The 26,270-nt window shown below is 36.6% G+C and carries 18 protein-coding genes; 2 read left to right on the forward strand and 16 right to left on the reverse strand.

Going from position 1 to position 26,270, the window contains the following annotated elements:
* Positions 1-5 precede the first annotated feature (5 nt).
* The 11 genes from CLU97_RS14740 to CLU97_RS14790 form a co-directional block, all read right to left on the reverse strand.
* Positions 6-2,804, reverse strand: coding sequence for a SusC/RagA family TonB-linked outer membrane protein (locus CLU97_RS14740; protein ID WP_121488606.1), 2,799 nt, complete (start codon positions 2,802-2,804; stop codon positions 6-8).
* A gap of 610 nt (positions 2,805-3,414) precedes the next feature.
* The gene (locus CLU97_RS14745) at positions 3,415-4,743 is read right to left on the reverse strand and encodes a hydroxymethylglutaryl-CoA synthase family protein (RefSeq protein WP_121488607.1); all 1,329 of its coding nucleotides are present in this window, start codon (positions 4,741-4,743) and stop codon (positions 3,415-3,417) included.
* Between the two features lie 168 nt (positions 4,744-4,911).
* The gene (locus tag CLU97_RS14750; protein WP_121488608.1) at positions 4,912-7,422 is read right to left on the reverse strand and encodes a M1 family metallopeptidase; all 2,511 of its coding nucleotides are present in this window, start codon (positions 7,420-7,422) and stop codon (positions 4,912-4,914) included.
* A gap of 25 nt (positions 7,423-7,447) precedes the next feature.
* A complete protein-coding gene (locus CLU97_RS14755; RefSeq protein WP_121488609.1) occupies positions 7,448-7,666 on the reverse strand; it encodes a hypothetical protein in 219 nt (72 codons plus the stop codon).
* 155 nt (positions 7,667-7,821) lie between these two features.
* Positions 7,822-9,258 carry a hypothetical protein gene (locus CLU97_RS14760; protein ID WP_121488610.1) on the reverse strand — a complete coding sequence of 479 codons (1,437 nt, stop codon included), beginning with the start codon at positions 9,256-9,258 and terminating at the stop codon, positions 7,822-7,824.
* Between the two features lie 80 nt (positions 9,259-9,338).
* Positions 9,339-10,133, reverse strand: a complete 795-nt coding sequence (locus tag CLU97_RS14765; RefSeq protein ID WP_121488611.1) for a thymidylate synthase — start codon at positions 10,131-10,133, stop codon at positions 9,339-9,341.
* Positions 10,134-10,269: 136 nt separating this feature from the next.
* The gene (locus tag CLU97_RS14770) at positions 10,270-10,761 is read right to left on the reverse strand and encodes a GreA/GreB family elongation factor (RefSeq protein ID WP_228437723.1); all 492 of its coding nucleotides are present in this window, start codon (positions 10,759-10,761) and stop codon (positions 10,270-10,272) included.
* 95 nt (positions 10,762-10,856) lie between these two features.
* Complete coding sequence (locus CLU97_RS14775; RefSeq protein WP_121488613.1) at positions 10,857-12,206, reverse strand: alpha-amylase family glycosyl hydrolase; 1,350 nt, start codon at positions 12,204-12,206, stop codon at positions 10,857-10,859.
* A gap of 151 nt (positions 12,207-12,357) precedes the next feature.
* A complete protein-coding gene (locus CLU97_RS14780) occupies positions 12,358-12,957 on the reverse strand; it encodes an IS1096 element passenger TnpR family protein (RefSeq protein WP_121488614.1) in 600 nt (199 codons plus the stop codon).
* 134 nt (positions 12,958-13,091) lie between these two features.
* A complete protein-coding gene (locus CLU97_RS14785; RefSeq protein ID WP_121488615.1) occupies positions 13,092-14,123 on the reverse strand; it encodes a sensor histidine kinase in 1,032 nt (343 codons plus the stop codon).
* A 48-nt stretch (positions 14,124-14,171) separates the two neighbouring features.
* Complete coding sequence (locus CLU97_RS14790; protein WP_002977493.1) at positions 14,172-14,846, reverse strand: response regulator; 675 nt, start codon at positions 14,844-14,846, stop codon at positions 14,172-14,174.
* Positions 14,847-15,170: 324 nt separating this feature from the next.
* Between CLU97_RS14790 and CLU97_RS14795 the strand changes: the two genes are divergently transcribed.
* Positions 15,171-17,960, forward strand: coding sequence for a TonB-dependent receptor domain-containing protein (locus tag CLU97_RS14795; protein ID WP_121488616.1), 2,790 nt, complete (start codon positions 15,171-15,173; stop codon positions 17,958-17,960).
* 45 nt (positions 17,961-18,005) lie between these two features.
* The gene (locus CLU97_RS14800; protein ID WP_121488617.1) at positions 18,006-19,415 is read left to right on the forward strand and encodes a hypothetical protein; all 1,410 of its coding nucleotides are present in this window, start codon (positions 18,006-18,008) and stop codon (positions 19,413-19,415) included.
* Positions 19,416-19,903: 488 nt separating this feature from the next.
* Here the strand turns inward: CLU97_RS14800 and CLU97_RS14805 are convergent, their stop codons facing one another.
* The 5 genes from CLU97_RS14805 to CLU97_RS14825 form a co-directional block, all read right to left on the reverse strand.
* Complete coding sequence (locus CLU97_RS14805; protein ID WP_121488618.1) at positions 19,904-21,142, reverse strand: amidohydrolase; 1,239 nt, start codon at positions 21,140-21,142, stop codon at positions 19,904-19,906.
* Between the two features lie 79 nt (positions 21,143-21,221).
* Positions 21,222-22,067, reverse strand: a complete 846-nt coding sequence (locus CLU97_RS14810) for an AraC family transcriptional regulator (protein WP_121488619.1) — start codon at positions 22,065-22,067, stop codon at positions 21,222-21,224.
* 238 nt (positions 22,068-22,305) lie between these two features.
* Entirely contained in the window at positions 22,306-23,640 is a 1,335-nt protein-coding gene (locus CLU97_RS14815) for an amidohydrolase (RefSeq protein ID WP_121488620.1), read from the reverse strand.
* 145 nt (positions 23,641-23,785) lie between these two features.
* Positions 23,786-25,075, reverse strand: coding sequence for a glutamate-1-semialdehyde 2,1-aminomutase (hemL, locus tag CLU97_RS14820; RefSeq protein WP_121488621.1), 1,290 nt, complete (start codon positions 25,073-25,075; stop codon positions 23,786-23,788).
* A 74-nt stretch (positions 25,076-25,149) separates the two neighbouring features.
* Entirely contained in the window at positions 25,150-26,208 is a 1,059-nt protein-coding gene (locus CLU97_RS14825) for a glucosaminidase domain-containing protein (RefSeq protein WP_121488622.1), read from the reverse strand.
* Positions 26,209-26,270 lie beyond the last annotated feature (62 nt).

Here is a 26,270-nt window from a genome sequence, read left to right on the forward strand (position 1 = left end):
CGATATTAAAATTCTAATTGCAGCCCTACCAGGATTGTTCTTACAGCAGGGTAAGTATAAAGATTGTATGCTCCAGGAACAAATAATGCTGTTGAGTCAGCAGATCCTAAAGAAACTTCAGGCTCTCCGTGGAATTTAGTCACTGTAAATAAATTCTGCCCCTGCACATATGCTCTAAGTTTATTGATAGGTGATCCTTCTCCAAGGAACGCTTTATCAAATGTATATCCTAATGTAAGTGATCTTAATCTTAAATAATCTGATTTTTCAATCCACTGATCAGAATCACGCATACCATTTGAATCTACTTTTTGGAATACACCTGTATCACCAGGGTTCTGCCAAATTTGAGCAGCAGCCTGCGCCATGTTTCTACCTGCAACAGCCAACGTTGGATCAACAGCTGCTAAGTACATATTATTATAAGTATATCCCCCTAGCTTAAATGCGAAATCTGCACTGAAATCAAGTCCTTTATACTGAACTGTAGTACCAAATCCACCGAAGCTTTTTGGGAATGGAGATTTATCAGTAAGCGGAACTGCATTAGATGCGCTGTAAACATCAGTAATATTTCCTGCTTTATCATAGTATAAAGCCTTTCCGTTACTTGGATCCACTCCAGCAAATCTAACATTATAGAATACGTAAGGAGTTTCTCCTACTTTTAGATAAGTATCCCCTAAGTTTCTTTCAGTCTGGCCATCAGCTAGCCTGTCAAGAACAGACTTCTGGAAAGAGATGTTAGCATGTAGATTCCATTGGAAATCTTTTTGCTTGATCACATCTACACTAAGTTCAACTTCAAGGCCTTTCTGAGACATATCTCCTGCATTGATATATTGGTAGTATCCTCCTTCCTGTTTATCCAAAGGTACAAGCTGTACGAAGTCTTTTCTCTTATTTTGATATACTTCCACGGATCCACGAACTCTTCTGTTCCACATCGTAAAATCAACACCTAAGTTGGTAATCGCATTAGACTCCCATTTAAGATTGTTGTTACCAATAATATAATTACCTTTTGAAACTGTTCCTGGGTAAGAAGTACCATTAGTACCATATAAACCGTAGCTGATATTATTGACATTATAATAATCAGGTAAAGTACCATCATTACCTGTAGTACCATACGATCCTCTAAGCTTTAAATCATTAATAAAACCTCCTTTCATAAAGTCTTCCTTCGCGATATTCCATGCAGCACTTGCAGACCAGAAAATACCACTTTGGTTATTGGCACCGAATCTCGATGAAGCATCTCTTCTCAGGGATCCTGTTACCAGATATTTACCTTCATAGTCATAGTTGAGTATACCTGCTAAACTGAATAAGGTATTTCTTACCTTAACTCCGGTAAAAGTATTTCTGTCAGAAGGTGTTGTAATAGATGGAACATTTATTACCGGAGATTTCAATCCGTAAGCCCCCCCATTCATTGTTTCGTTATAGTTATCGTTATATTCGATAAATCCTAAGAAATCAAAGTTGTGACCTCCGTATGATTTTTTATAATTAATGGAGTTATTCCAAGTATAGTTAAACGTGTAGAACGAATTCTTGTTCAATGACCCTGTAGGAATTTTGTTGTTTAACGTTAAATCAAGGTTTGAACCTTTCTTCAACCACTGAGTTCCCATGTACCAATCGAAAAGTCCGTTAAAGTTTGTTTTAAACTTCAGACCATCAATAATTTTATATTCTGCGAATAAAGTTACCGGGATTCTTAACCTCTGATCATCCAGCCTGTAATTACGGATCTGCTCAACAACGTTAGAACCAGCCCTCATTGTTTGATTATAGCTACCATCAGCATTATAAACCGGCTCATATGGAGCATATTTATACATTGCTCCAAATGGGTTCTGCGTATTGTTTCTGTCCATAAAATTCTGAGTTTCCTGATACTGAACTCCAAGATTGATTCCAACGTTCAGTTTTTCACTCAGCTTATTCGTAAATCCGAAATTACCTGTATATCTTTTAAGTCCGTCGATATCTCTGATAATCCCGTTATCAGAATCATATCCTAAAGAGTAATAGAAAGTACTTTCTCTGGAACCTCCCTGTGCACTGAATAGGTAAGATTGGATGCTGGAAGGCTTCAAAAGATCTTTTTGCCAGTTATGATCATAGGCTGCAAGTCTGTCGATTTCCTGCTGAGTTCTTGGCTTAAATCCTAGATATCCCAATTGGTTCTGAAAATCCAGCAACTCTCTGGAATTCATCATGGTGTAGTTTTTATCTCTCAGTTTTTCACTGAAGCCAAATTTAGTTTCAAATGAATAATGAGTTTTTCCGGCTTTTCCGGCTTTAGTAGTTACTACAACTACTCCATTTGCTCCTCTTGCACCATATTGTGCTGTAGCAGCAGCATCTTTAAGAATTGAAATAGACTCTACGTCTGCAGGGTTAATGGCACTAAACTGTCTTGCATTCATATACATCCCATTTACTACATAAGTAGGTTCGGAAGAACCACCAACACCGGCAACCCCTCTTACCTGAATTGTAGCAGCAGCCCCTGGCTGCCCCGTAGTACTTTGTACAAATACCCCTGAAGCTCTACCCTGTAAAGAGTTTCCGATAGAGGTTGTAGGAGAGTTTCTTCTGATTTCATCACCACCAACAACAGCCTGAGCCTGGGTAATTTCATCTGCTTTTTTCTTCTGGTATCCAGTAACGATTACTTCATCGATCTTATTCTCCTTCAGAACAGAATCATTCTTAGATTTTTGTGCAAAAGCAGCTTGTCCTAAAAAAAACAAAGCTCCTGCACTTAATACATGTAACTTCACATTCATATTAACAGATTTTAATATATTCAAGCGACAAATATGTCGATAAATATCTACAACATCAATTCGCTAAACGCTGAAAGCAAGCTTCCAGAACGGAGTGATTCACATTGATCTTAAAAAAATGATGGAGAATTATTTTAAATGTATTTAAAAAATTAACAAAAAATAAGTCAATTTAAACATTAACGGAATTTTAATAAATTTTAAAATTAAAATCAATTTTCATTAATTTAAAATATTTAGTTAAATAAATAAACAATAAAAACAATTACAGCGAAAAATATAAAATAAACAAATGTTAAATTTTGAGGAAAATGAATAAAAAACGATCTTTTTTCTTAAACTTTATATAAAAAATACATCTTGAAAACGATACTACTCTTCTTTTAAGACAACCTTCACAAAATTAGAATGAAAAACCAGTCATCTACCATATCCTAAATCCGGTTAATTTTAATAAAATTTAAATGCTCATTTCAAGTAATTTTTCAGCTATTTTTTATTAAACTTAAAAAATAATTCAACCTTACTTATAATTTACATCTGCTTTGTATTCATAAAAAGTAAAGCATCTCAAAATATGAGATGCTTTATAGAGTAAACAAGAGTGATCTTATTTCTGATAACTGTAATACCTGGCTCCAATCAGGACCGGATTTTCAGATTCTACAGAGACAAGCCCAAAACCTTTATACTGATTGGTTACAGATTTCTTCAATTGCTTTCTGTGAAGTTTCTCATACGTGTCAAAGTCTACAGCAGTTCTTTGGTTCAGGGTTTCAAATAAATTCCATTTCTCCACTACTTTTCTCCAGTTTTCAGAAACTTTTCCGGCAAAAACTTTTGATTTTGAACCACTTCCATAGCCTACAAAACCTATTTCTTTTCCGGACAGGTCTTCATTTTCATTAAAAGAAGTTTGTAATGCAGAGAGAAAAGCCATAAAAATAGAAGCAGTGTACATGTTTCCTATCTCAGAAGAAGCTCTTTGTGTCTTTTCTATTTTATCACTGATTAGTTTCAGATAGTTTTCAGATTTGGCAACCGCCTTCTGCTCGTCTGCTGTTTCATAGGAAAGACCATTCTCCAGGCTGTAAATTTCTGTAAAAACCCTTTTCCCATGGAAAGCATACGGAAGATGAAAGATAATATACTTCCAGTTTTCATAAGGTTTTTCCTGCCCTGTTATTTCTTTATAATGTTGGTAAGCTTCTTTTATTCTATCCTGGTAGCATTGGTTAGAATATTGTCCGTCAAAAACAGGCTCATCCGTAAAAATTTCTATTTTTTCAGGATAATTCTCTGGTGCACCTTTCAAATCTTCTTTAAGGTAAGATCTTCTGGGTTTGAAAAAATCAAATACACTTTCTGAAGCAACGCCCCAGTTATTTTCTATTTCAAGAAGATTTGGTTTTGATGAAACCAAAAGTGCTACAGCGCCGCCTCCCTGTGTATATTCTCCCGAAGAAGCTAATTCATACTTCGCATAGTCGCTGGCAATTACTACTGCTTTTTTATCGGGATTCACCCTTACAAAGTCTAGAGCGTTATGCAAAGCATCCACCGCTCCTACACAGGCAAATGTCATATCTAGTACATCACAATTTTTGAAACTTCTTGTTCCAAACTCGTTTTCCAATGCTTTTTCCACCATCTGTACCGCATAAGAAGCTGTAGGTTTTGCAGCGTCCACAGCACTTTCTGTTCCCAGATATACTCTTGCTATTTCCTTAGGATTGATATCGTAATCTTTTATAAGCTTCAGTAATGCTTCTGCTGCAAAGGTGGCAGCGTCTTCGTGAACATCAGAAAGTCCCATTTTATGAAGACCTAAGCCCTTTTCCAATTTCGCCGGTTCTATTCCTCTTTTTTCTGCTAAATCCTTAATCTCCAAATATAAACCAGGCACATAATAGCCCGCTGCTTCAATTCCAAAACTCATAATTGTCTAAATTTTAAACGAATTTATGAAAGATAATGCAAAAAACACTGGTAAAAAGTGCTGATTTTTGTAACATCATTAAAAATCAATATATTTTAAAATTTAATATGCCAATTTAGGGTATATCATATTAAAAAGAAAGCCGACAGATTTGCCGGCTTTATCTCTTTATTTATAGTTTTCAATTGCTTTATTGAGGACATCAATCTGCTTATTGATACTTGCTGCATTTTGTGGATTCTGTTTCAACAGTTCCATTTTTTTGCTTAACCCGTCTTTCAGTATCTGAACCATCATCATTTTAGCCTGTGGATTGTCTCCCATCTGGTTTTTGGCATATCCTGCTATTTTTGTAATGCTTTCCGTTGCTTTCAGGTTATCGGAAGTCATAATCCAGTTGAAACCATCTTCTGCGGATTTTCCTAATTCCGGATTCTGGAATTTAATAAATGGATAGAAGGCAGCAAGAGGAGCTATATTTTCCATCTGAGACGTGATTTTATTTTTCACAATAATTGGAAGCAACTGTGCCTGAAGCTCATCTGAAGCTCCTTTCATATCAATTTTATCAGCCAAACCACTGGCTCTTGAAGGATCAATAGAAAGAATGGCTCCCATTGAACTTCCTCTCACAGCGTTGGAAACCGCATTCACTCCTTTTTCAAATAGCGGAAGATATTTTTTGTCTTTTGTTTTTCCCAGAGCACTGATAGCAGCAGCCTGAGTTAATGTTTTAGGATCGTTGGAAGCTATTTTCTCAACATCAGCGCCCAAAGCCTTCATTTGTTCAGGATTGGTAAGATCTATTAATTCCAAAGCTTTTATTCTTACTCTAAAGAAGGGATCTTTCAGTGCGGCAAGCAGCAATTTTACAGCAGCAGGGTTTTTTCCAACCTGATCTTTGATTCCGGCTAAAGCCAGATATCTGCTTTTAAATTCCTTAGAATTGGTAAACTGCAAAAGGTTCTGCTCCGGAGTTTTGGTATCTGTAATTTCTGCCAATAAAACACCATCTGCATTAATATTTACCAGATCCGGAGCCTTAGAAACGTCAAAACTGAATGTATTTTTAGCTTCGGCATTTACCCAGACATTGTATCTTTTTGGTTTTCCGTTGTCATACACATCTATAGCCAGAGGAAACTCAAATGGTTTTTCCTGGGTTTGATTAATGGTGACTGTTACCTGTTTTTTCACAGGTTCAAAGGTAAATGACGAGTTAATTTTTGGGTTCCCGCTTCCGAAATACCATTGATTAAAGAACCAGTTTAAGTCTTTCCCGGATACTTTTTCAAAAGAAAGTCTTAATTGGTGTGCTTCTGCATTCTGATATTCGTTGGTTTTCAAATAATCATTCATTCCTCCAAAGAAAGCATCATCTCCGAGATAGTTTCTCAGCATATTTAAAATTCCGCCTCCTTTCTGATAGGTTACCAGATCAAAAACATCTTCACGGGATTCATAATTGAACCTTACCAGATCTTTATTAAAATCCGATGGATTATGAATATACTGATTCACGTCTGTCATCAGGTGATAATCTGCCTGGTCTTTTCCGTATTTATATTCATTCCAAAGGTATTCGGAATAATTAGCAAAAGATTCATTAACGGTAAGATTGCTCCAGCTTTCTGCGGTCACCAGATCTCCAAACCAATGGTGAAAGAGCTCGTGAGCAATAGTATCTTCCCATGTATTTTCATCGATAAGCCTCCCCGGTTTCTGAAGGATATCACTTCCATGAAGAGTCGCAGTGGTATTTTCCATTGCCCCGCTTACGTAATCTCTTCCTGAGATCTGAGCATATTTTGCCCATGGATAATCGTAGTTCAGTTTTTTGGAGAAAAAGTCGATCATTTCCGGAGTATTTCCGTAAATCTGCTTAGCATAAGGTTCATATTCTTTTTCAATATAATAGTCAACCGGAATATTTTTCCACTTGTCTTTTACAATGGCATATTCTCCCACTCCCATAAAGAAAAGATAGGTAGAATGCCTTTTATCCATCACCCAATGATCGGTTCTGAGTCCGTTTGATTCTTTTTGTGATTCTTTCAGAAGACCATTGGAAAGGGTGACATATTTATCAGGAACTGTCATATAGATTTCCTGTGTGGTCTTTTGATTGGGTTTATCAATGGTAGGAAACCATGCGGAGGAAGATTCTGTTTCCCCCTGCGTCCAGATTTGCGTCGGCTTATCCGGGTCCGTTCCTTGAGCATTGATGAAATACAGTCCTTTTGCATCATTAATTGCCATACTGCCCTGCTGTTTCACTTCGTTCGGGCGGGATGTATATTTGATATAGACTGTATAATCCTGATTTTTCTGGTAGGTTTTATCCAGACTAATTTTCAGGATATCATTTTTATAGTCATATTTTAAAGGCGTTTTTTTACCGTTATTATCAAGCGCTACTTCATGAATCAGCATTCCTTTTGCATCAAGTGTCAGTTCATTGGTAGCATAAAAATAAGGTGAGGCAGTAAGCCATTCTTCCCCATTCATCTGTTCTTTCTGATAATCGAAATTTACTTTCAGCTTGGTGTGTTTAAGTTCTGTTACTTTGGTAGGTGTAGCTCTGTATACTTTTTCCCTTCCTGAAGTTTCAGTCTGTGCTGATACGTTTGCGGAAAATAAAATCCCGAGTATAGCAATTGACAAAATGGCCTTTCTCATTGGTCTACTTTATTATTTTTTAGAATTATTTTTTAATGATTATATCGAAAATATCATTCACTAAGGTTTCATAGTCACCTGTTTTAAGCTGCTCTTTGGTTTTGGCAAAGGCTTTTTTCAGTTCGCTTTCAGGGTTTTCATCATCTACTATTTCTACTGAAGCTACTCCTTTCAACTGAAGTATGACATTCTTTAGCACTTCTACATCTGCATTTTCTTCGATATTGATTTTTAAATACTTCATAATATATTTTTAAGCATTTGAAATATATGATATACAACTTCCCACGATTCCTTTTCGAAGGATTAATGAGCCGGAGTTGTTCTTTCAAATGTAAGAAACAATTACCAAAAGAAAGTGTGCTGAAGAATTTATCTCCGGATAATTTGTAATGAGAACTATTTTGTACGGATCATTTTTCCGTTTTTGTAAAGAAATGTTGCGCTGCAGTTTTTTTTATCAATGATATTATCTACGTGAATTTTCAGAGGATCAATACCATTCATCCTGCATAACTGAGGGCTTTCCCATCTTTTATAGAAAATAGGTTCTCTTAGGGTAAAATTAGGATTGGATTTAAGTTCATCAAAAACTCCATATTCCAGGCAGATTTCTCCTCTTTCAATATTATTTTCTTTGAGCGCCGTATTCAGTTTGCTGAACAGTTCGTTATTAAAATTTGCCGCATAAATCCATGAATCCTTCACACTGATATTGGTAATAACCAGAAAAAAGGTAATCACCGACAGAAATATACTGATTGTTTTCTGCTGTAATTTTAGTTTTACTGAAAGCCACATTACTCCTGAAATAATAAACAGGGTATAAAAAAGTCTTATCGCTCCCAAATTTCTGTTTTCAAATCCGAAAAGTGTAGGAATATAAGATGACAGGAAATAGATACTGAGCCCCAACATTACAGAAACCAGCGAAATAACAGTCAGTTTTCTTAAATCCTGGGCTTTGCTTTTAAAATCGTAGTTATTGAATAATTTATAAACCGCCAAAGGTAATAGTACTGATAAAATCATCCCAAGAACATCCATTTTTCTTAGATGCAGTATCCCTTTGTAAATCCCAACGAAAAAGTCATAAAAAAACATTTTCAGGGAAAGAATGATGACAAACAGTACTCTTTTGATATCTAAAACTTTACTAAGCTCATCTCTTTGATAAGAATGCACAAATACGGCAGGCTGAATGACTTTCCTGAAAACAACAATGGCTCCCAATGTAAAAATGGTAAATAAAAGCCGTTTTTTGTTTTCTTTAATGAGAAAAAGATTCAGAAGTACCAGAGGAAGAAAAATCTCATAACTCAGTACGGAAGCTATAAAGCAAACAGAACTTATTACAATATTTTTCCGTACGTAAACAAAATAAATGCTCAGGGAAAAGAAAATAGTGGCCAGGCTTGAATTGAGCATCATGGTTGAAAACTGAATACTTGTTCCTATTAAGGAAACAGAATACAGCAGGGTAAGTAAAGAGGCAAGTTCTCTGGAAAGAATCTTACTGGCAACCCAATAAATAACCATTAATGAAAGTGGAAAAAAAAGAAGCCCGAGAAAATAACCAGATTCATTATTCTTTGTTAAAAAGCATAATGTGGCTGTTACAAATCCTGATACCGGGCGGGCAGCCATTGTTTGGGAATCCAGATAAGTATGTAAAAAAGACAGATAAGAACCCGAAATGGTTTTTAACCCATAAACGCTGGCTAAATCATCTGTCAAAACTGCTCTTTCTTTAAAAACAGAGAGCACTATATACAAATGGTAAACAACTATCAGAATATTCAGTAATATCTGATAATTATTTCTTTTTTCTTTCATAAGTGTTTCAGTTACTTTGGTTATTTAACTCCGCCAAAAGTAATAGAAATATCAGAATAAAAAAAATATCGTAAAAAATATTAGATTGCTACAGGAGCTTTAATTCCCGGATGCGGATCATAGTTTTCTAATGTAAAGTCTTCAAAATTAAAATCGAAGATATCTTTAACGTCAGGATTCAGCTTCATGGTCGGAAGTGGTCTCGTTTCTCTTCCAAGCTGTCTGTTTACCTGCTCAAAGTGATTATTGTAAATATGAACATCTCCGAAGCTGTGTACATAATCTCCTACTTCCAGATCACAAACCTGTGCTACCATCATCAACAACAGAGCATAACTTGCAATATTGAAAGGCACCCCAAGGAAAACATCTGCACTTCTTTGGTATAGCTGTAAAGAAAGCTTACCGTCTGCTACATAAAACTGGAACAAAGCGTGGCAAGGAGCTAAAGCCATATTAGGAATTTCTGCAACATTCCATGCAGATACAATCAGTCTTCTGGAATCCGGGTTCTTTTTTATCTGGTCGATGACTTCTGTGATCTGATCTACAATTTTTCCGTCTGCGCCACTCCAGCTTCTCCACTGTGCTCCGTATACCGGTCCCAGATCTCCATTTTCATCTGCCCATTCGTCCCAGATGCTTACTCCGTTATCTTTAAGGTATTTAATATTGGTATCCCCTTTCAGGAACCAAAGTAATTCATAGATAATGGATTTCAAATGCACTTTTTTGGTAGTTACCAAAGGAAATCCTTTAGACAGATCATATCTCAGCTGATATCCGAACACACTTCTTGTTCCAGTGCCTGTTCTGTCGGTTTTATCAGTTCCGTTGTCTAAAATATGCTGTAAAAGATCCAGGTAGTTTTGCATTTTGAATGAGATTTTAAGTTCCAAATTTAGTAAAAACCAATAAAAAAAGCACTCATTTTTATGAATGCTTTTTATAGTAACGATGTCTATTTTCTATTAAACAACTGTATATCTGTGTTCTAACAGACATTAATTTTTACCATATATTTTCAATCGTCTGATGAATGGTATTCACTGTGAAAGTTTCTCCTGCTTTTTTACCATACATTATTTTTACCAAAGGTGATTCTGCCGAAACGGTCATTATTTTCTGATTCTCAAAAACAATTTCTCCCATAGAAACAGCAATATAAAACAATCCTTTATTGGTTTTCACCAATGCTCCGTTCTGCACTTTTTCTGAAGGATCTGATGTTATTTTCTGTAAAACAGCCTGCTGGTTCAATACTTCATTCAGCTGTCTCTGAAGATTATTGATTTCCTGCTGAAGCATTTCCCGGCCGGTTTCATATTTATCACCCATTGAGCTTTTCGTATCATTGTTGGAAGCTCGTGTTTCGGCGATAAGGTTTTCAAAATACTGGATTTTGCCGGCAGCTTTTGCTTTAATAATATTGATTATTTCCTGTTTGTTCATTGCATGATCGTTGTTTTTGGTGGGTGATAAGAACCACCCCGTCAAAATCATAGATTTTGACACCCCACCAGCGGAGGGGAATTGAGTACCTTTAAAGACTAATTAAGATTCTACTGTTTCAGCCAGAATTTCAAGGGCTTTATTGTTTATTTTTCAAATACGGCATAATCTGAAACTTTGAAGCTGAAGTCTTTTCCGTTGCTGAAATCTCTTTTCGTTTTATCAAAAATATTTCTGAATGTTCCTGATACGTGTTCGTCTTCAATGGAAAAGTTAACGGGCTCTTTAGACATGTTCAGTACTACCAATACCTCGTTTTTTCCATTTTTCCTTACATAGGCCAGGATTTTGTCATTTGCCGTTGTATTCAGCAAGTATGTAGTCACATTAGGATCTCCTCCTTTTAAGGCAGGGTTTGAAGTTTTTAAATCTAATAATGTTTTATAGAAACCTGCCAGCTGATAAGTATTGGTCCACTTGATGACATCTTTCTCGAAAAACTCCAGTCTTTTCATATTGGGAAGTTCCTGCCCGGAGTATAATAACGGTACACCATTCCATGTAGCGGAAAATACAGCCATTGGTTTGGTAATCACTCCGTATTTTTCATATTCTGTTCCATTCCATGAATTTTCGTCGTGGTTTGCAGTAAACCAAGCTCTCATAGAAGTATCTCCAATGTCAGAATATTGTCTCAGAAGATCTTTCAACTGCTGAAGAGGTTCATTTTTTTTGTAATAGTCAGCCGTTTTATGCATCCATTTCCATGAATAGCTTGCATCAAAAACTTTTCCGTACTCAGGAGTTTCTAATTCATCAAATTCTCCCAGCCAGAAAAGAGGTTTCACTTTTTCTACTTCAGGACGTGCCTGTTCCCAAAAGTCTACTTCTACCCATGAAGCAAGGTCACATCGGAAACCATCAATATTGGTTTCTTTTACCCAGAATTTCATCGCGTCAATCATTGCTTGGCGCATTTCCTGGTTTTTATAGTCGAGTTCAATAATATCGTCCATTCCCGAAGCGATATGAAATTTACCGTCCGGATCTTTCAGATAAAACTCAGGATGTTTTTTTGTCCATACATGATCCCAGCCTGTATGGTTGGCCACCCAGTCTATGATTACTTTGAATCCTAATCTGTGTGCTTCATTTACCATATCTTTAAAATCCTGCAAAGTCCCGAATTCAGGGTTAATGGAAGTATAATCTGCTGCTGCATAAGGACTCCCCATACTTCCTTTTTTATTCTGCTGGGCAATTGGAGTAATGGGCATAAACCAGAGTGTTTTTACTCCCATAGATTTCAGGCGGGGCATTTCTTTTGCAAATGCTTTGAAAGTTCCTTCCTGAGTATATTGTCTTACGTTTACTTCATAGATATTTGTGGTTTGTTTCCAATCTTTTGGCAGTTCTGTCATCTTCTTTGTATTTTTTTGAGTGGTACAGGAAACAATTCCCAGACCAATTACAGCTAATAAAATTAATTTTTTCATCAATCTATTTTTAACAAAAGTAAGGAATGTTTTTTGGGTGGAAAGGAGAAATAGCAAAATCAGCTTATTTGTAAATTACCTTTTTTAGTATTTCATTTTTCGTCATAAAAAAGCCCCGGATCAAAATCCAGGGCTGATATATTTTTGTTGACTATCTTTCGTCATCATTGTCATCTTCATCATCAAAGACATCGTCATTGTAGTCTTCTTCTTCCTCATCATCGAAGCTGTCATCATCTTCATCTGAAAAATTACCTCCTGCTCCAAAATCGTCATCAAAACCAAACTCATCATCTGCCAAAGGCATTGCTGATTTCTTTTTAGATCCTCCGGCACTTCCGTTTTTGCTAGGTGCTTTCAATGGAACGTTTCCAAATCTGTATACTGTGATAGGATAATTAACTCCTTTTGTTTCTTCAATTACTTCCACAAGCTCACAGAAGAATTCCCAAAGATCAAGAAGCCCATACTGGAACTGTGCTTTGTCTCCTACATTTGCAAAAGCTTCATCAATGTAAACATCTGACATAATCTCACCATCACCATCATCACTCATATCTTCTAATGGGACACTTTTTACGATTGTTCCGTCATCTTCTAACAGATTAAAAGTAGAAAGTTCATCTCCCTGCAGACTGAATGCACTTTTAATTCCTAAATGTAAGTTCCATAACGTTTGCTTTCCCTTAACTTCGACATCACGGAAAATATCCTCTTTCGCATCTAATATTACGCGGATTTTGTAAACCATATCAGTTTCTTAAATTACTTTTTTGCCTTTATAATTATGATAAATCTCTGTTGCAAATATATAATAAATGACATGTGACAAAAAAATATTTCAGGATTTTTTAAAATATTTTTTTTTCTTACATTTTGCAGGAATTATTTACTTTTTTCAAGCATAAAACTAAACTTTGTGCCTTCAAGGTACACGCTTTCTACGGTAATATTTTCGTTATGTGCTTCCAGTATGTGTTTTACGATAGCCAAACCAAGCCCGGAACCTCCTTCTCTTCGGCTTCTGCTGGTTTCTACACGGTAAAATCTTTCGAAGATTCTTGGAAGGATTTCAGATTTGATCCCCATTCCGTTGTCTATCACTTCTATCAGCACCTTATTTTTCAGGACGCTGGTTTTTACGATTACTTTTGCTTCCTGTCTGTTAGCATAATGAATTGCATTGGAAATAAGATTTATGAAAACCTGAGAAATCTTTTGTTTATCAGCCTCCACAAAGATCTGCGGATGAAGGGTCTGAATCTGTAATGTTGTATTTCGTTTTTCAGCTTCAAGATCAAGAAGGTCAAAAATTTCCTTGATCAAAAGGTTGACATCAAATTTTGAAACGGTAAGATTAATTTCTCCTGCTTCCAGCCTGTTGATCATATCCAGATCTTTCACAATGGCAATCAGTCTTTCTACTGATATATCAATTCTTTCCAGATATTTATCACGGATGGTAAGATTGTCTACCCCACCATCTCTTAGAGTTTCCACATATCCCTGGATAGAAAATAAAGGAGTTTTCAGCTCATGGGAAACATTTCCGATGTATTCTTTACGGTAGCTTTCCATCTCTTTCATCATATCAATTTCTGATACCTGCTGCTGATTGAGATCTGAAAATCTTTCTCCTAATTCTTTAATGGTTATATTTTCGTCGTGATTCTGTACTATTTCCTGCGGAAGAAATCCTGAAAGACCTTTTACCTGTTTTCTGCTGTAGTAATTGAAAAGGAGTTCCAGCACGACACAGTTAATCAGAAAGATCAGGACAATACAGATGAAAAGACCCGTTTTAAACAAAGGGGTCTCATAATAGATATCTTTCAGTGAGTCGAATACGACCACCAAAAGGAACATTACCAGTGTCAGCAGACAGGAGGCAACAAGGGTAAGTCTGTAAAATTTCAATTTTACAACGTTTTAATGATTCAACGTAAAGTTAAGATTTTTAGCGAATTAAACGATCAGTTTATACCCAATCCCTTTTAATGTCTGAATCGTATTGATTCCCAGCTTTTCTCTCAGCCTTCTGATGTGAACATCTATGGTTCTCTCCCCTACAATCACATCATTACCCCAAACTTTTTCCAGAATTTCTTCTCTCTTAAAAACCTTTTCAGTATTGGAAGCCAAAAGGTAAAGCAAATCAAATTCTTTTTTGGGAAGAAGAAATTGCTGTCCGCTTTTGGAAACTCTGAAGTTATCTTTGTCAATAACAAGGTCTCCGATTTCGATTAGTTTTGCATTGTCAGACACCTGAGAGGTAAGCTGTAATAATGCGTTTACTTTAGAGATAAGGATTTTCGGTTTGATCAGTTTTACGATATAATCATTGGCACCGGCCTGAAAACCTGCTAACTGAGAAAATTCTTCGCTTCTTGCAGAAAGGAACACAATAAGTGTTTTTTGAAGTTCTTTCACTTTACGAAGTTCCTGACAGGTTTCTATACCATCCTTTTCAGGCATCATGACATCTAATAAGATAAGATCCGGAACAATTTCCTTTGCTTTTTCTATCCCTTCGTTACCATTGGTAGCTGTATAGATATCATACCCCTCCTTTTCCAAATTGTAGGACAGAATCTCTAAAATGTCCAGTTCATCGTCTATTAAAAGAATTTTTTTGCTCATCTTCTAGTTTAAGAATTCCCACAAAATTAATTATTTCAATTGATTTCATCTATCTGCCAAATGTTAACTAATTATTAAAAAATTACATTTTAGCTTAAAATTACAAAATCAATAAAAAAATTAACAAATAAATACACACAAACCAAATATAAGGAATAATATTTAAAATTAAAACAAAAATTATAATTATATAAATAAAACATCGATAACTGTAAAATCCCTCCAATCGTTAATACAAACTTCACAATTAATTAAGATTATCCTAAAGTTTTCCTAAAAACTTAGCCTTTATTTTGCCCTTGAAAAAGAAGTAAAAGAAGTAAAATGAAAAAACAACTCCACAAGAGCATTGTGCTACTTGCCTTGTTTTCTGCTGGCTATGCTTTTGCACAAAGCCAGATTTTGGAAGGTAGGGTATTGGACGAGAAAGATAATACTCCTATAGAAGGGGTAAAAGTAAAAGTAAATGGCCAGGAGGTAACTACTGACATTTCCGGATACTACTCTATCAACCTTTCCCCTGGTGCCAATTACATTGTAACAGTAAGCTCCAATGGGTACAACAGAAAAGAGATCAGCGAGGTTATCATCAAAAATGAAGGTAATACTCATCTTGACATCGTTCTGGACAAGCCTTCTACGAAAGAAAAAGAAATTGAGGGAGTTGTCATAAAATCTAATGCAAGAAAAGAAACCATAGCCTCTACAATCGGTTTACAGAAAAACGCCGGTGTAGTTTCTCAGGTTATCGGTGTTGAAGCCATTAAAAGAAGTCCGGACAGAAACACAGGGGAAGTTCTGAAGAGAGTTTCCGGGGTGAGTTTATCTGAAGGAAAATATATCGTAGTAAGAGGTTTATCAGACCGTTACAATCAGGCGATGCTAAATGGTATTCAGTTATCCAGTACGGAGCCTGACAGAAAGACTTTCTCTTTTGACCTTTTCCCTGCTAACGTTATCGAAACTCTTGTTATCAACAAAACTTTCATTCCTGAATATACCGGAGAATGGGGAGGTGCTTTGATTCAGGTAAATACTAAGGATATTCCTAATAAGAATTTCTTCAACGTACAGGTAGGTGTAGGAGGAAATACCGCTACTATGGGACAGGAGTTCCGTATGCAGAAAGGCGGAAAATGGGATTTCTTAGGAATTGATGACGGTTACAGAAAACTACCTACCAATATGCCTGCAAAAAATGCTTTCAGTATTCTTACTGAAGCTCAGAAAACAGAGATTGGTAAAGGATATACAAAGAATTTGGGATATAACAGTATTGGTTATCCTGAAAATATCAGTTTACAGTTAGATGGTGGATTTAATACAAAAGTATTCGGAAAAGATTTAGGGGTAATTGCTGTTTTAAATTACTCTAACAACAAAAGAAGAACTGAGTCTACCAACCGTTTCTTTACCATTAACGACCAGCTTGCTGATACCAACTTCGATTATTATACAGAAAAATACAGCAATGATATTATTTTAGGAGGAATGTTGAACCTGGCTTTAAAGCTGAACAGCAACAATAAAATTTCCCTAAAGAATATCATCACCAACAATACAGTGAATCACATGTCCTTCAGAACAGGAAAGGACTTTGAGTTTGATCCTATCAACGGAACAAACATTATGGCAAGGGAGATTGGATTTAAAGAAACTACTTTCTACAACTCTACCCTTACCGGTAACCACAAAATTGATGTTCTTGGCGGCCTTACCGTAAACTGGTACGGAAGCTTCGGGATCCTTGATCAGTATATTCCTTTGCTGCAGCGTTTGCAGTATAACCAATATACAAACATGACAGGAAGCCCTTATTTAGCATTGATTTCTAATGGTCTTTCTCAAAAATCAGGAAGTGTATTCTACTCTACTTTAAGTGACTATCTATATAATGCAGGGGGGGATGTTTCCAAGACATTTACGATGTTTGGTCAAAAGCAAACCATCAAGGGAGGTTATTTATTCCAGGTAAAAGACAGAATATATAATTCCAGACCTTTCTCAGTAAGACTTGAAAACTTCAACCAGGGATTACTTTCCCAGCCTTTCGAAACTATTTTCAATCCTGAGAATTTCGGGGGTAATGGTGGATTTACATTTGATGAAATTGCAGGAAACCAGTACAGATATATTGCCAACACCATCCTTAACGCAGGATATTTACAGTTTGACAATAACTTTACACCATGGCTAAGAGCAGTTTGGGGATTAAGAGTTGAAAACTTTGACCAATTGGTGGGAAGCACAAAGAAAAGCGACGACCGTTTTGTGAACACACGTGTTACAGACTTCTTACCGGCTGTTAACTTGACATTCAAGGTAAATCCTAAAATGAATATCCGTGTTGCAGGTTCACAAACTGTAGTAAGACCTGAATTCAGAGAAGTTTCTCCTTTAGCATACTATGATTTTGATTTAGGAGCTACTGTAATCGGTAACAAGTCTATTGAAAGAACGAAAATCACGAGTGCCGACGTTCGTTGGGAATATTACCCAAGAAACGGAGAAATTATATCCGTAGCAGGTTTCTATAAAAACTTTAAAAAGCCTATCGAATTATACTTCAACCAGTCTGGGGTAGGAACCAGTAATACCTTCAACTACCTTAATGTAGATAAAGCTGATGCTTACGGGGTAGAATTGGAAGTAAGAAAAAAACTGGATTTTGTAAGTGCTCTTAAAAACTTTACCCTGGGTGGAAACGTAGCTTTAATTAAAAACAAAGTAACAGACGAAGCTACTAAGATTGACAGACCAATGCAGGGGCAGTCTCCATATACTGTGAACGTAAGTCTTCAGTATGATACTGAAAAATCGGGATGGTCTTCTACAGTTTTATTCAACATGATCGGAAGAAGAATCCTTTATGTAGGAAACGATCAGGTACCACCAATCTGGGAAGCACCAAGACCTCTTTTAGACTTCCAGCTTGCTAAAAAGATCTGGAGCAACAAAGGAGAGATCAAGCTGAATGTTTCAGATATCCTGAACCGTCGTGCTAAATTCTACCATGACCTGAACGACAACGGTAAGTATGATAACAAAGATGCTCTTGCTATCGAAAGACTTTCAGGAACTAATATCAGTTTAACACTGGGATACAATTTTTAATTCACTCAACAAAATAATCTAATAAATAATTTAATTCTTTATAACATGAAAAAGTTCGTTTTATATTCTTTAATGCTTGGCGCTCTAGTATCAACTACCGCATGTAGAAATATAGAAGAAGATGGACCTACCATTATTCAAAATGGAGGTAACGGAAACGGAGATTCTGAAAACCTTATTCTTTCAGGAAAGATCACTTCCAGCCTTACGCTTAAAGCCAATAAAATCTATAAGCTGAGAGGACTTGTATATGTAACTAACGGAGCTACTTTAACTATCGAGCCAGGTACAAAGATTGTAGGTGAAGCTGATAAAAACGGAGCTTTGATCATTACAAAAGGAAGTAAAATCATGGCAGAAGGTACTGCTGCCAATCCAATTATCTTCACTTCTGAAAAACCAAGTCCTAAAAGAGGAGACTGGGCAGGTGTAGTAATCTTAGGAAATGCTCCTACCAATGCTTCTTTCGGTGGAGCAAACGGAGTTGGAGAGATTGAAGGAGGTATCAACAACTCTGAAGGTCTTGGACTTTACGGTGGAAATAATGCTGCTGACAACAGTGGTGTATTAAAATATGTAAGAATAGAATATGCAGGATATGCATTCTTACCGGATAAAGAGATCAACGGTCTTACATTCGGGGGTGTAGGTAACGGAACTACAGTAGATTACGTAGAAGTTGCCTATGCTAATGATGACAGCTTTGAGTGGTTCGGAGGAACGGTAAACTGTTCTCACCTTATTTCTTATAAAGGTCTTGACGATGATTTCGATACTGACAATGGTTTCTCAGGAAATATTCAGTTTGGTATCGCAGTAAGAGATTCTCAGGTAGCAGACGTTTCGGGTTCTAACGCATTTGAATCTGACAATGATGCTAACGGTTCTACTTTGACACCTCAGACATCCGCTACGTTCTCTAACATGACGATTATCGGGCCAATCAACTCTGCGGCTCCTGGATCAATCAATGCATTATTCCAGAATGCATTACAGATCAGAAGAAACTCATCTATCTCTGTATTCAACTCTGTATTCACAGGATTCCCTGTAGGTTTATTCATTGATGCTACGAAAGGGGCTCCAACGGATAACAATATTGTAGGTAACAAATTATTCTTTGAAAACAACGTTTTAGCAGGAAACCAGACTCCTTTAAAATTCGGACCATCTACTTCTACTCCTACAACGTATACATTAAACGATCTTACAACTTGGTTTAATGCTAAAGGAAACACCATCCTTGCTTCTACAGCGGATGTAAAACTTGCCGGTGCATGGGCTCCTGCAGGAACTACCCCAAACTTTACTCCTAATGCTGGTTCTCCGTTATTAACTGGAGGAGCATTTACTAATCCTAAATTAGCAACTTGGTTCACACAGGTTACTTACAGAGGTGCAGTAAAAGATGCCAACGATACGTGGTATGCAGGATGGACTAACTTTAACTTATAACACATCATATAAGTACTTAGATTTAATTTCAAATAAAAGGCCTTCGGAAATTATTTTCCGAGGGCTTTTTTAATGGTAATTATTGAATATGGTAGTTATCTCCCAAAATTAATATTAAGCGTTGTTCACATTGTGAAAATTAAAAACTGTAGTTTGAACCGTTATTTCTTTTGTTCGACCACAGATTTTCGCAGATTATCACAGATTTTTTAATAGATTTTGGCTAAAGCCGGAGGAGTTTTCATCAGGTTTAACGGGCTCTCTTCGACTATGCTCAGGATAATAGCCCGTCCCTATTGAATATAAGAAATCATAAAATGGATATTACAGCATCACAAATTCTCAAATCACGTATCTCGAAACCCGAAACCTCATCATTCATCATTCATCATTCATCATTTATAATTCATAATTCAAAAAAAAGCCACCAGAAAAACATCCGATGGCGATTACAAAAAACAAGTGTATAAAAAAATATATACTTCACATTAATTTCTCCAGAATAAATTCCCGTCATTCATAAGGGCTTTTATTTCGGACATTCTGGAAACCGCTTCTGCGGAACATGCAGCGTCTGTCAAAACAATGGCAGCTTCATCACCGGCTTTTGGCCATTGCTGCTTTCCCTTTTCATCCAGAGGAAGAATACTTTGAGTAGCAAACTGCAAAGCTCTTGACAGCGCATATTCTGTAGCATAACCATACAGTTCTGCAATCAGATTGGCTTTTTGCAGCATATTTCCGGATCCGAATGTACTCCAGTAATCCTGTACATTATCGTTTCCTATCAAAACATTCACACCATATTTTTTCAGTGTTGGTATTGGCATCACCATTCCTTTAAAAGGGACGGAAGATGCAATTCCTACTTTTCCTGCTGCCAATCTTTCTGCAATCTGCTCAGTTTCTTTAGGTAAAAGATGTGCTAAAGCAAACGCATGGCTTACAAACGTTTTTCCCTGAAGTGCCGGATTTTCGATGGCTTTATCAATCAGATAATTGATGATTTTCATCCCGGACTCTCCTACTTCGTGCAGATGAATATCAATTCCTTTATTATGATCCAAGGCCAGCTGAACCGTGAAATCCATTACTTTCTCAATACTTCCGTCAATACTCAATGGATCCAATCCGCCTATGAAGCTCACACTTTTCAGCTGAGCGGCCTCTTTCATCAGGGGAGCAGATTCCGTATAATAAACTCCATGCTGCGGGAAGGCTACCAGTTCAGCTTTGAAAGAATCTTTTTTATTGTCAAGAGCCTGTTCAAGATGCTCCAGAGATTTCAATCCTGATGTAGGGTCAATATTAAAATGAGTCCTTGCAAAATGAGTTCCGTAATGCTGCTGCAGGCTGATTAGCTGTTCTGCCCTGCTCACGGAAGTTTTCAATAATTCCGGAATGATTTCCTGTTCATAAGCAATCATATCTTTCACCGTTCTTCTTTTCGGAGAAAGCGCCTGCCATGGAAGCCCGTATAATGTTTTATCCAGATGGATGTGCATATCCCTGAAAGCCGGAAGCATCAGATACCCTTTAGCATCTATTGCGTTGGAAGCAGAATCATTAGTTTTGATTGTTTTTATTTTTCCGTCTTCAATTTCAATACTGAAAAGATCAGTTTTTGTTCCGGTAACTTCTTCATTTTCGTATTCAAAACCTGTTTCCAGGCGGACATTTTTAAGGGAATATGTTCCTTTTGCAGTTAATTGATAGGGAAATTGCATGATTTTAAATTTAACAATACAAAATTAACCCAGCTTTAGAGTAAAACCGGTGTATCAATCATGTCTTGTTTTGTACAGATTATTCTTTGAATTGGGAAGGCGTCATCCCCGTCTGAGCTTTAAAGAATTTTGAAAAGCTGGCATGATCATAGAAACCGAGATCATACACAATATCTTTTACAGACATTTCGGAAACTTTTAAAAGCCTTTTGGCTTCCAGTAAAATACGATCCTGAATAAGTGATGAAGCCGAGGCATTGAGATTCTTTTTGCAGACAATATTCAGGTAATTGGCAGAAATATTCAGTTTATCCGCATAGAAAGAAACGGATCTTTCTGTTTTGAAATGTTCATCAATAAGATGCAGAAATTTTGAAATAATAGGATTCGAATTATAGATTTCAAAGTCTTTGAAAGCACCTTCCATCGATTTACTTACCAGCAACCCGATCAGTTCACTTCTTTTCTGAATCAGTTCCCAAAATATTTTTTCTCCGCTCAGTTCTTTTTTGATTTCCTGAAATTCATACAGGAAAGTTTCAAAAACGTCTTTGGAAAGATTGATCACCGGATGATTCTGGTAATAGGATGCAGAGAATCTTAACGAGGGCAAAAAACTTTCAAACCAATCTCTGCTGATCATCAGCTGATAGCCGATGGTTTCCTTTTCAATCACCCATTGATGTACCTGATCCGGAAAAACAAGATGAATCTGATAGTCTTTCACCTGATATTCTGTGAAATCTATGGTATGAGAGCCGGCTCCGTACTCAAAAAGGTTAATGATAAAAAAATCATGTTTGTGAGGATCATCAATAGAACGTGCGCCGGAAAGATCATTGAACAGCAGATTACAGCCGCTCAGCTGATTTTCACTAAATTCCTGAATTCCTAAAATGGGAAAATGATCCGTATGGCTGCTCACTCTGCCTGATTTTCTCCTAAAATTACTAAAATTTGTGAGAGAAAAAATTAAAATAACCACAAAAGGAACAAAAGTTTTATCTAAGCCACCCTATCTTCTGCTTCTATCTGCATTCTTTGGCTTTCTCTGAAAATTTTAATAAATTCTCTGGCTTTCCCCGTAAAACGTTTATACCCTTTGCGGTTACAAAAAAACACAACTAAAATATATAAATTTATTTATTGCTTTGTAGGTTGAATTAAAAAACAACGTTTCCATCATGTACTAATGATTCTACGTCTGAAATTCTCGATACTGCTTCTGCAGAGCAACTTGCGTTGATCAATACAAAATCTGCCTTATCTCCGGACTTCGGCCATTGCCTGATTCCTTTATCATCCAATGGCAGCACATTTCCTGTTGCCAGTTTTAAGCTTCTTGACAGTAAAAACTCTGTGGAATATCCATACAATTGCGCCATCAAATTGGCCTTCTGAAGCACACTTCCTGTTCCGAAAGTATTCCAGTGATCGACAATACTGTCATTTCCGGTAAGAACAGTTACATTATGTTTGTAAAGCGTTGGGATAGGCATAATCATTCTGCCGAAAGGGACTGTGGAGACAATTCCGATCTGTGCTTCACCCAATTTCTCAGCGATTTCTTCCTGTTTTGCTGCTTCTAATTTAGCCAGAACAAAACAGTGGCTTAAATAGGTTTTTCCTTTCAGAGAAGGATTTTCGTTTACTTTTTTAATCAGATATTCAACTGTTTTCAATCCGGAATCTCCGGTTTCGTGCAGGTGAATATCTATTCCTTTTTTATTATCAAGAGCAAGCTGAACGGTAAAATCTACTACTTTTTCGATGTTCCCATCAACGTTGAATGGATCTACTCCTCCAATAAAATCAATATCCATCTTTGCAGCTTCTTTCAGATAAGGCACAGAATCTGTATAAAACACTCCATGCTGTGGAAAAGCTACCAACTCAGCTCCAAAACCTTTTTTCTTATTTTCTAATGCTTTCTGTAGATTTTTTAATGACTGAAGTTTTGAAGTAGGTTCAATATTCACGTGGCTTCTTGCGAATGAAGTTCCTTTTGATTGCAGTAATTCGATTAGTTTTTCCGCCTTGAAAGTTGAATTTTTCAGCATCTCAGGAAGCATTTTCTGCTCCAGTTCTATCATTCCTTTGATCCCTCCGGTTCTTTTTCGGACAGCCTGCCACTGGTCTCCATAAAAGGTTTTATCAAGGTGAATGTGCATATCTTTAAAAGCAGGAAGCATTAGCAGACCTTTTGCATCTACAGCTTTAGCATTAGGTTGATTGGGCTCAATCTTTGTAATTTTTCCGTTTTCAATTTCTACATAAAACAGATCAGTTTTGGTAGAGTCTACTTCCCCATCCTTGTATTCAAAACCTGTTTCCAGACGAACATTTTTCAGGCTCATTTTTCCCTTTACCGAAGTATTATTTTGATCAAAGAAAGGTGATGCATTCATCATATTGGGTATTAAGGTGAGCCCCGCTACAGCCAAAGCCGAATTCCTGATAAAGTCTTTGCGGGAGATGTTATTGTCTGAGGTCTTCATTTCCAATCTATTTAATACAAAATTAAAAAGAAGTGTTCTGAATGAGGTGTATGGTTTATTACAAAATCTGTATGATTTATGCTTTGTGAATGATCAGTAAAAATAGTATGGCATAAAAAAACCGGATAAAAATCCGGTTTCATTATTATTTATTGGAATATTCAAATTTTCTTACTGCTTCCAGTGTCATATCAATTTCTTTATCCTTGATGGCATCACTGATGAAGTAAGTTTCATAGCCACTTGGTGGAAGATATACCCCGTTCTGAAGCATCTGGTGGAAGAAATTATTAAACAATGAATGATTCGCTTCCTGCGCCTCATCAAAGTTGGAAACGCTGCTGATATGGAAGAATACTGACATCATAGAACCTTTTCTGTTGATTCTGTGAGCAATTCCTTTTTCATTCAGAATTTTCCCGATTTCAAAATCTAATGTTTCTGTTGTCTTCTCTAATCTGCTAAAAAATTCCGGATCATTTTTAATAAGCTGAAGTGTTTTTAATCCGGCTCTCATGGCCAAAGGATTTCCACTTAATGTTCCAGCCTGGTAAACCCCACCTTTTGGTGCAAGATGATCCATAATTTCATTTCTTCCCGCGAAAGCTCCCACCGGAAGCCCTCCTCCAATTACTTTTCCGTAAGTCACTAAATCTGCTTTTACATTGAAAAGCTCCTGCGCTCCTCCGAAAGCTAATCTGAAACCAGTCATCACCTCATCAAAAATTAATAAAGCTCCATTTTCATCACAGATTTTTCTCAGCTTTTGCAAGAAATCATTTTCTGGTAATACACAGCCCATATTTCCCGCAACCGGCTCTATGATTACCGCTGCAATTTCTCCCTGATTGTGACGGAATAAATCTTCAACCTGTTCAAAATCATTATAACGGGCTAACAAAGTATCTTTAGCTGTTCCAGCTGTTACGCCCGGAGAATTTGGATTTCCGAATGTAGCTGCTCCACTTCCGGCTTTGATAAGAAATGAATCCGAATGTCCGTGATAACAGCCTTCAAATTTTACAATCTTATCTCTTCCTGTATATCCTCTTGCCAGTCTGATGGCACTCATACATGCTTCTGTTCCTGAAGAAACCATTCTGATCTGGTCAATATTCGGGACATTTTCAATGATAAATTTTGCAATTTCTGTTTCCAGTTCTGTAGGTGCACCGAAAGAGAATCCTTTCTCTGCCTGGATCTTCAGTTCTTCCAGTACTTCAGGATGTGTGTGTCCTAAGATAGCAGGCCCCCAAGAGTTGATATAATCGATGTAAGTATTGTCATCTGCATCGGTAAGGTAAGCCCCTTTTGCCGATTTCATAAAAACAGGCACTCCTCCTACAGATTTGAATGCTCTTACCGGAGAGTTTACGCCTCCCGGAATGTATTTGTAGGCTTCATCAAATAAAGCCGAACTTCTCTGATACTTCATATATGTTTAGTTGCTGCTGACAGCTGCGGGTTGGCAATAAACTGTCAACGGTAGACTCTCAACAAAAAATTAAATTAGTTTCGTGGTTTTTTGTCTATTAAATAAATAAGCTGTCCGGCAGAAGGCTGCTGTCCTTCATCCATTCTGTTTTTAGCATATAATTTATTTAATTTAATTCCGAATTTCTGTGCAATATCATGCATGTCTTCTCCGGATTCAGCTTTATAGATAGCTGTATTTCCTGTAGAATTTTTAGACTCAAGGAAAACGATATCATTTTTCTTTAATGTTTCATTTTCCAGCTCATTCCATTTCATCAGTCTGCTTTCGCTTACTTTGAATTTATTGGCAATGAATTTCACATCGGTATCTTCAGGAATGACGATATATTTCAGCCCGTCGTTAGGGTGACTTTTGATAAGAATAGAGTTAAGAATTTCTGCTTTCGTTTTGATTCTTTCTACTCTTTTTTGCTGTTGAGCATAAGAAGTCTGCTTGTAAGGAACTTCTACGGTAACCGGTTCTTTAGCTTTTCTGGTGACTTTTGAAGGTTCCAACTGTGCCATGAAAGTTCTGTCGTCTTTCAGATCCGGGTACATTTTAAGAACAGCGTACAATACTTCATTAGAATTGGTATTGTCGTATTCGTATAATTTATACTTCTCAATTTTGGTGATAAGAATGGAAGCATAGCGTGGATTGGTAGCATAACCTGCTTTTTTTAACCCGTACGCCCATGCTTTGTAATCTTTCATATCCAGATTGAAAAGATTTGTATAATATTTTCTGGTCGCTAAAAATATGGAGTGGTCTTCGTAAGACTGTTTTGGATCTTCATACACACGGAAGCACTCATTGGGTGCATCATCGGTATGTTTCATTGTTTTACCGGTCCAGTCTTCTTTACATTTTATACCGAAGTGGTTTTTACCTTCCAGTGCCAGTCTGCTCTGTCCTCCTCCGGTTTCCAGTAATCCCTGGGCAAGAGTAATAGAAGCCGGAATTTTATATTTTTCCATTTCTTCTACGGCATATTTAGCAAATTTCTGAATATACTGATCTTCGGTTGCCCAAGTCTGGGCAGAAAATTTTGATAAAACTAAAAGGCTTATGGATAGGAAAAGTCTTTTCATCTTATATTTTTTATTGTTTTAAAATGAAAGATGGAACACTAAGTGTTTCATGTTTTTCAATT

Source organism: Chryseobacterium sp. 7, assembly GCF_003663845.1.
Lineage (GTDB): Bacteria > Bacteroidota > Bacteroidia > Flavobacteriales > Weeksellaceae > Chryseobacterium.

Excerpts from the sequence above, each read along its gene's own strand:
- CLU97_RS14780 (WP_121488614.1), bottom strand. The coding sequence starts at position 12,957 with ATGGTTTACAAAATCCGCGTAATATTAGATGCGAAAGAGGATATTTTC.
- CLU97_RS14745 (WP_121488607.1), bottom strand. The coding sequence starts at position 4,743 with ATGAGTTTTGGAATTGAAGCAGCGGGCTATTATGTGCCTGGTTTATAT.
- CLU97_RS14775 (WP_121488613.1), bottom strand. The coding sequence starts at position 12,206 with ATGAAAAAATTAATTTTATTAGCTGTAATTGGTCTGGGAATTGTTTCC.
- CLU97_RS14760 (WP_121488610.1), bottom strand. The coding sequence starts at position 9,258 with ATGAAAGAAAAAAGAAATAATTATCAGATATTACTGAATATTCTGATA.
- CLU97_RS14790 (WP_002977493.1), bottom strand. The coding sequence starts at position 14,846 with ATGAGCAAAAAAATTCTTTTAATAGACGATGAACTGGACATTTTAGAG.
- CLU97_RS14765 (WP_121488611.1), bottom strand. The coding sequence starts at position 10,133 with ATGCAAAACTACCTGGATCTTTTACAGCATATTTTAGACAACGGAACT.
- CLU97_RS14755 (WP_121488609.1), bottom strand. The coding sequence starts at position 7,666 with ATGAAGTATTTAAAAATCAATATCGAAGAAAATGCAGATGTAGAAGTG.
- CLU97_RS14825 (WP_121488622.1), bottom strand. The coding sequence starts at position 26,208 with ATGAAAAGACTTTTCCTATCCATAAGCCTTTTAGTTTTATCAAAATTT.
- CLU97_RS14750 (WP_121488608.1), bottom strand. The coding sequence starts at position 7,422 with ATGAGAAAGGCCATTTTGTCAATTGCTATACTCGGGATTTTATTTTCC.
- CLU97_RS14805 (WP_121488618.1), bottom strand. The coding sequence starts at position 21,142 with ATGCAATTTCCCTATCAATTAACTGCAAAAGGAACATATTCCCTTAAA.
- CLU97_RS14770 (WP_228437723.1), bottom strand. The coding sequence starts at position 10,761 with ATGATTTTGACGGGGTGGTTCTTATCACCCACCAAAAACAACGATCAT.
- CLU97_RS14800 (WP_121488617.1), top strand. The coding sequence starts at position 18,006 with ATGAAAAAGTTCGTTTTATATTCTTTAATGCTTGGCGCTCTAGTATCA.
- CLU97_RS14795 (WP_121488616.1), top strand. The coding sequence starts at position 15,171 with ATGAAAAAACAACTCCACAAGAGCATTGTGCTACTTGCCTTGTTTTCT.
- CLU97_RS14740 (WP_121488606.1), bottom strand. The coding sequence starts at position 2,804 with ATGAATGTGAAGTTACATGTATTAAGTGCAGGAGCTTTGTTTTTTTTA.
- CLU97_RS14815 (WP_121488620.1), bottom strand. The coding sequence starts at position 23,640 with ATGAAGACCTCAGACAATAACATCTCCCGCAAAGACTTTATCAGGAAT.
- hemL (WP_121488621.1), bottom strand. The coding sequence starts at position 25,075 with ATGAAGTATCAGAGAAGTTCGGCTTTATTTGATGAAGCCTACAAATAC.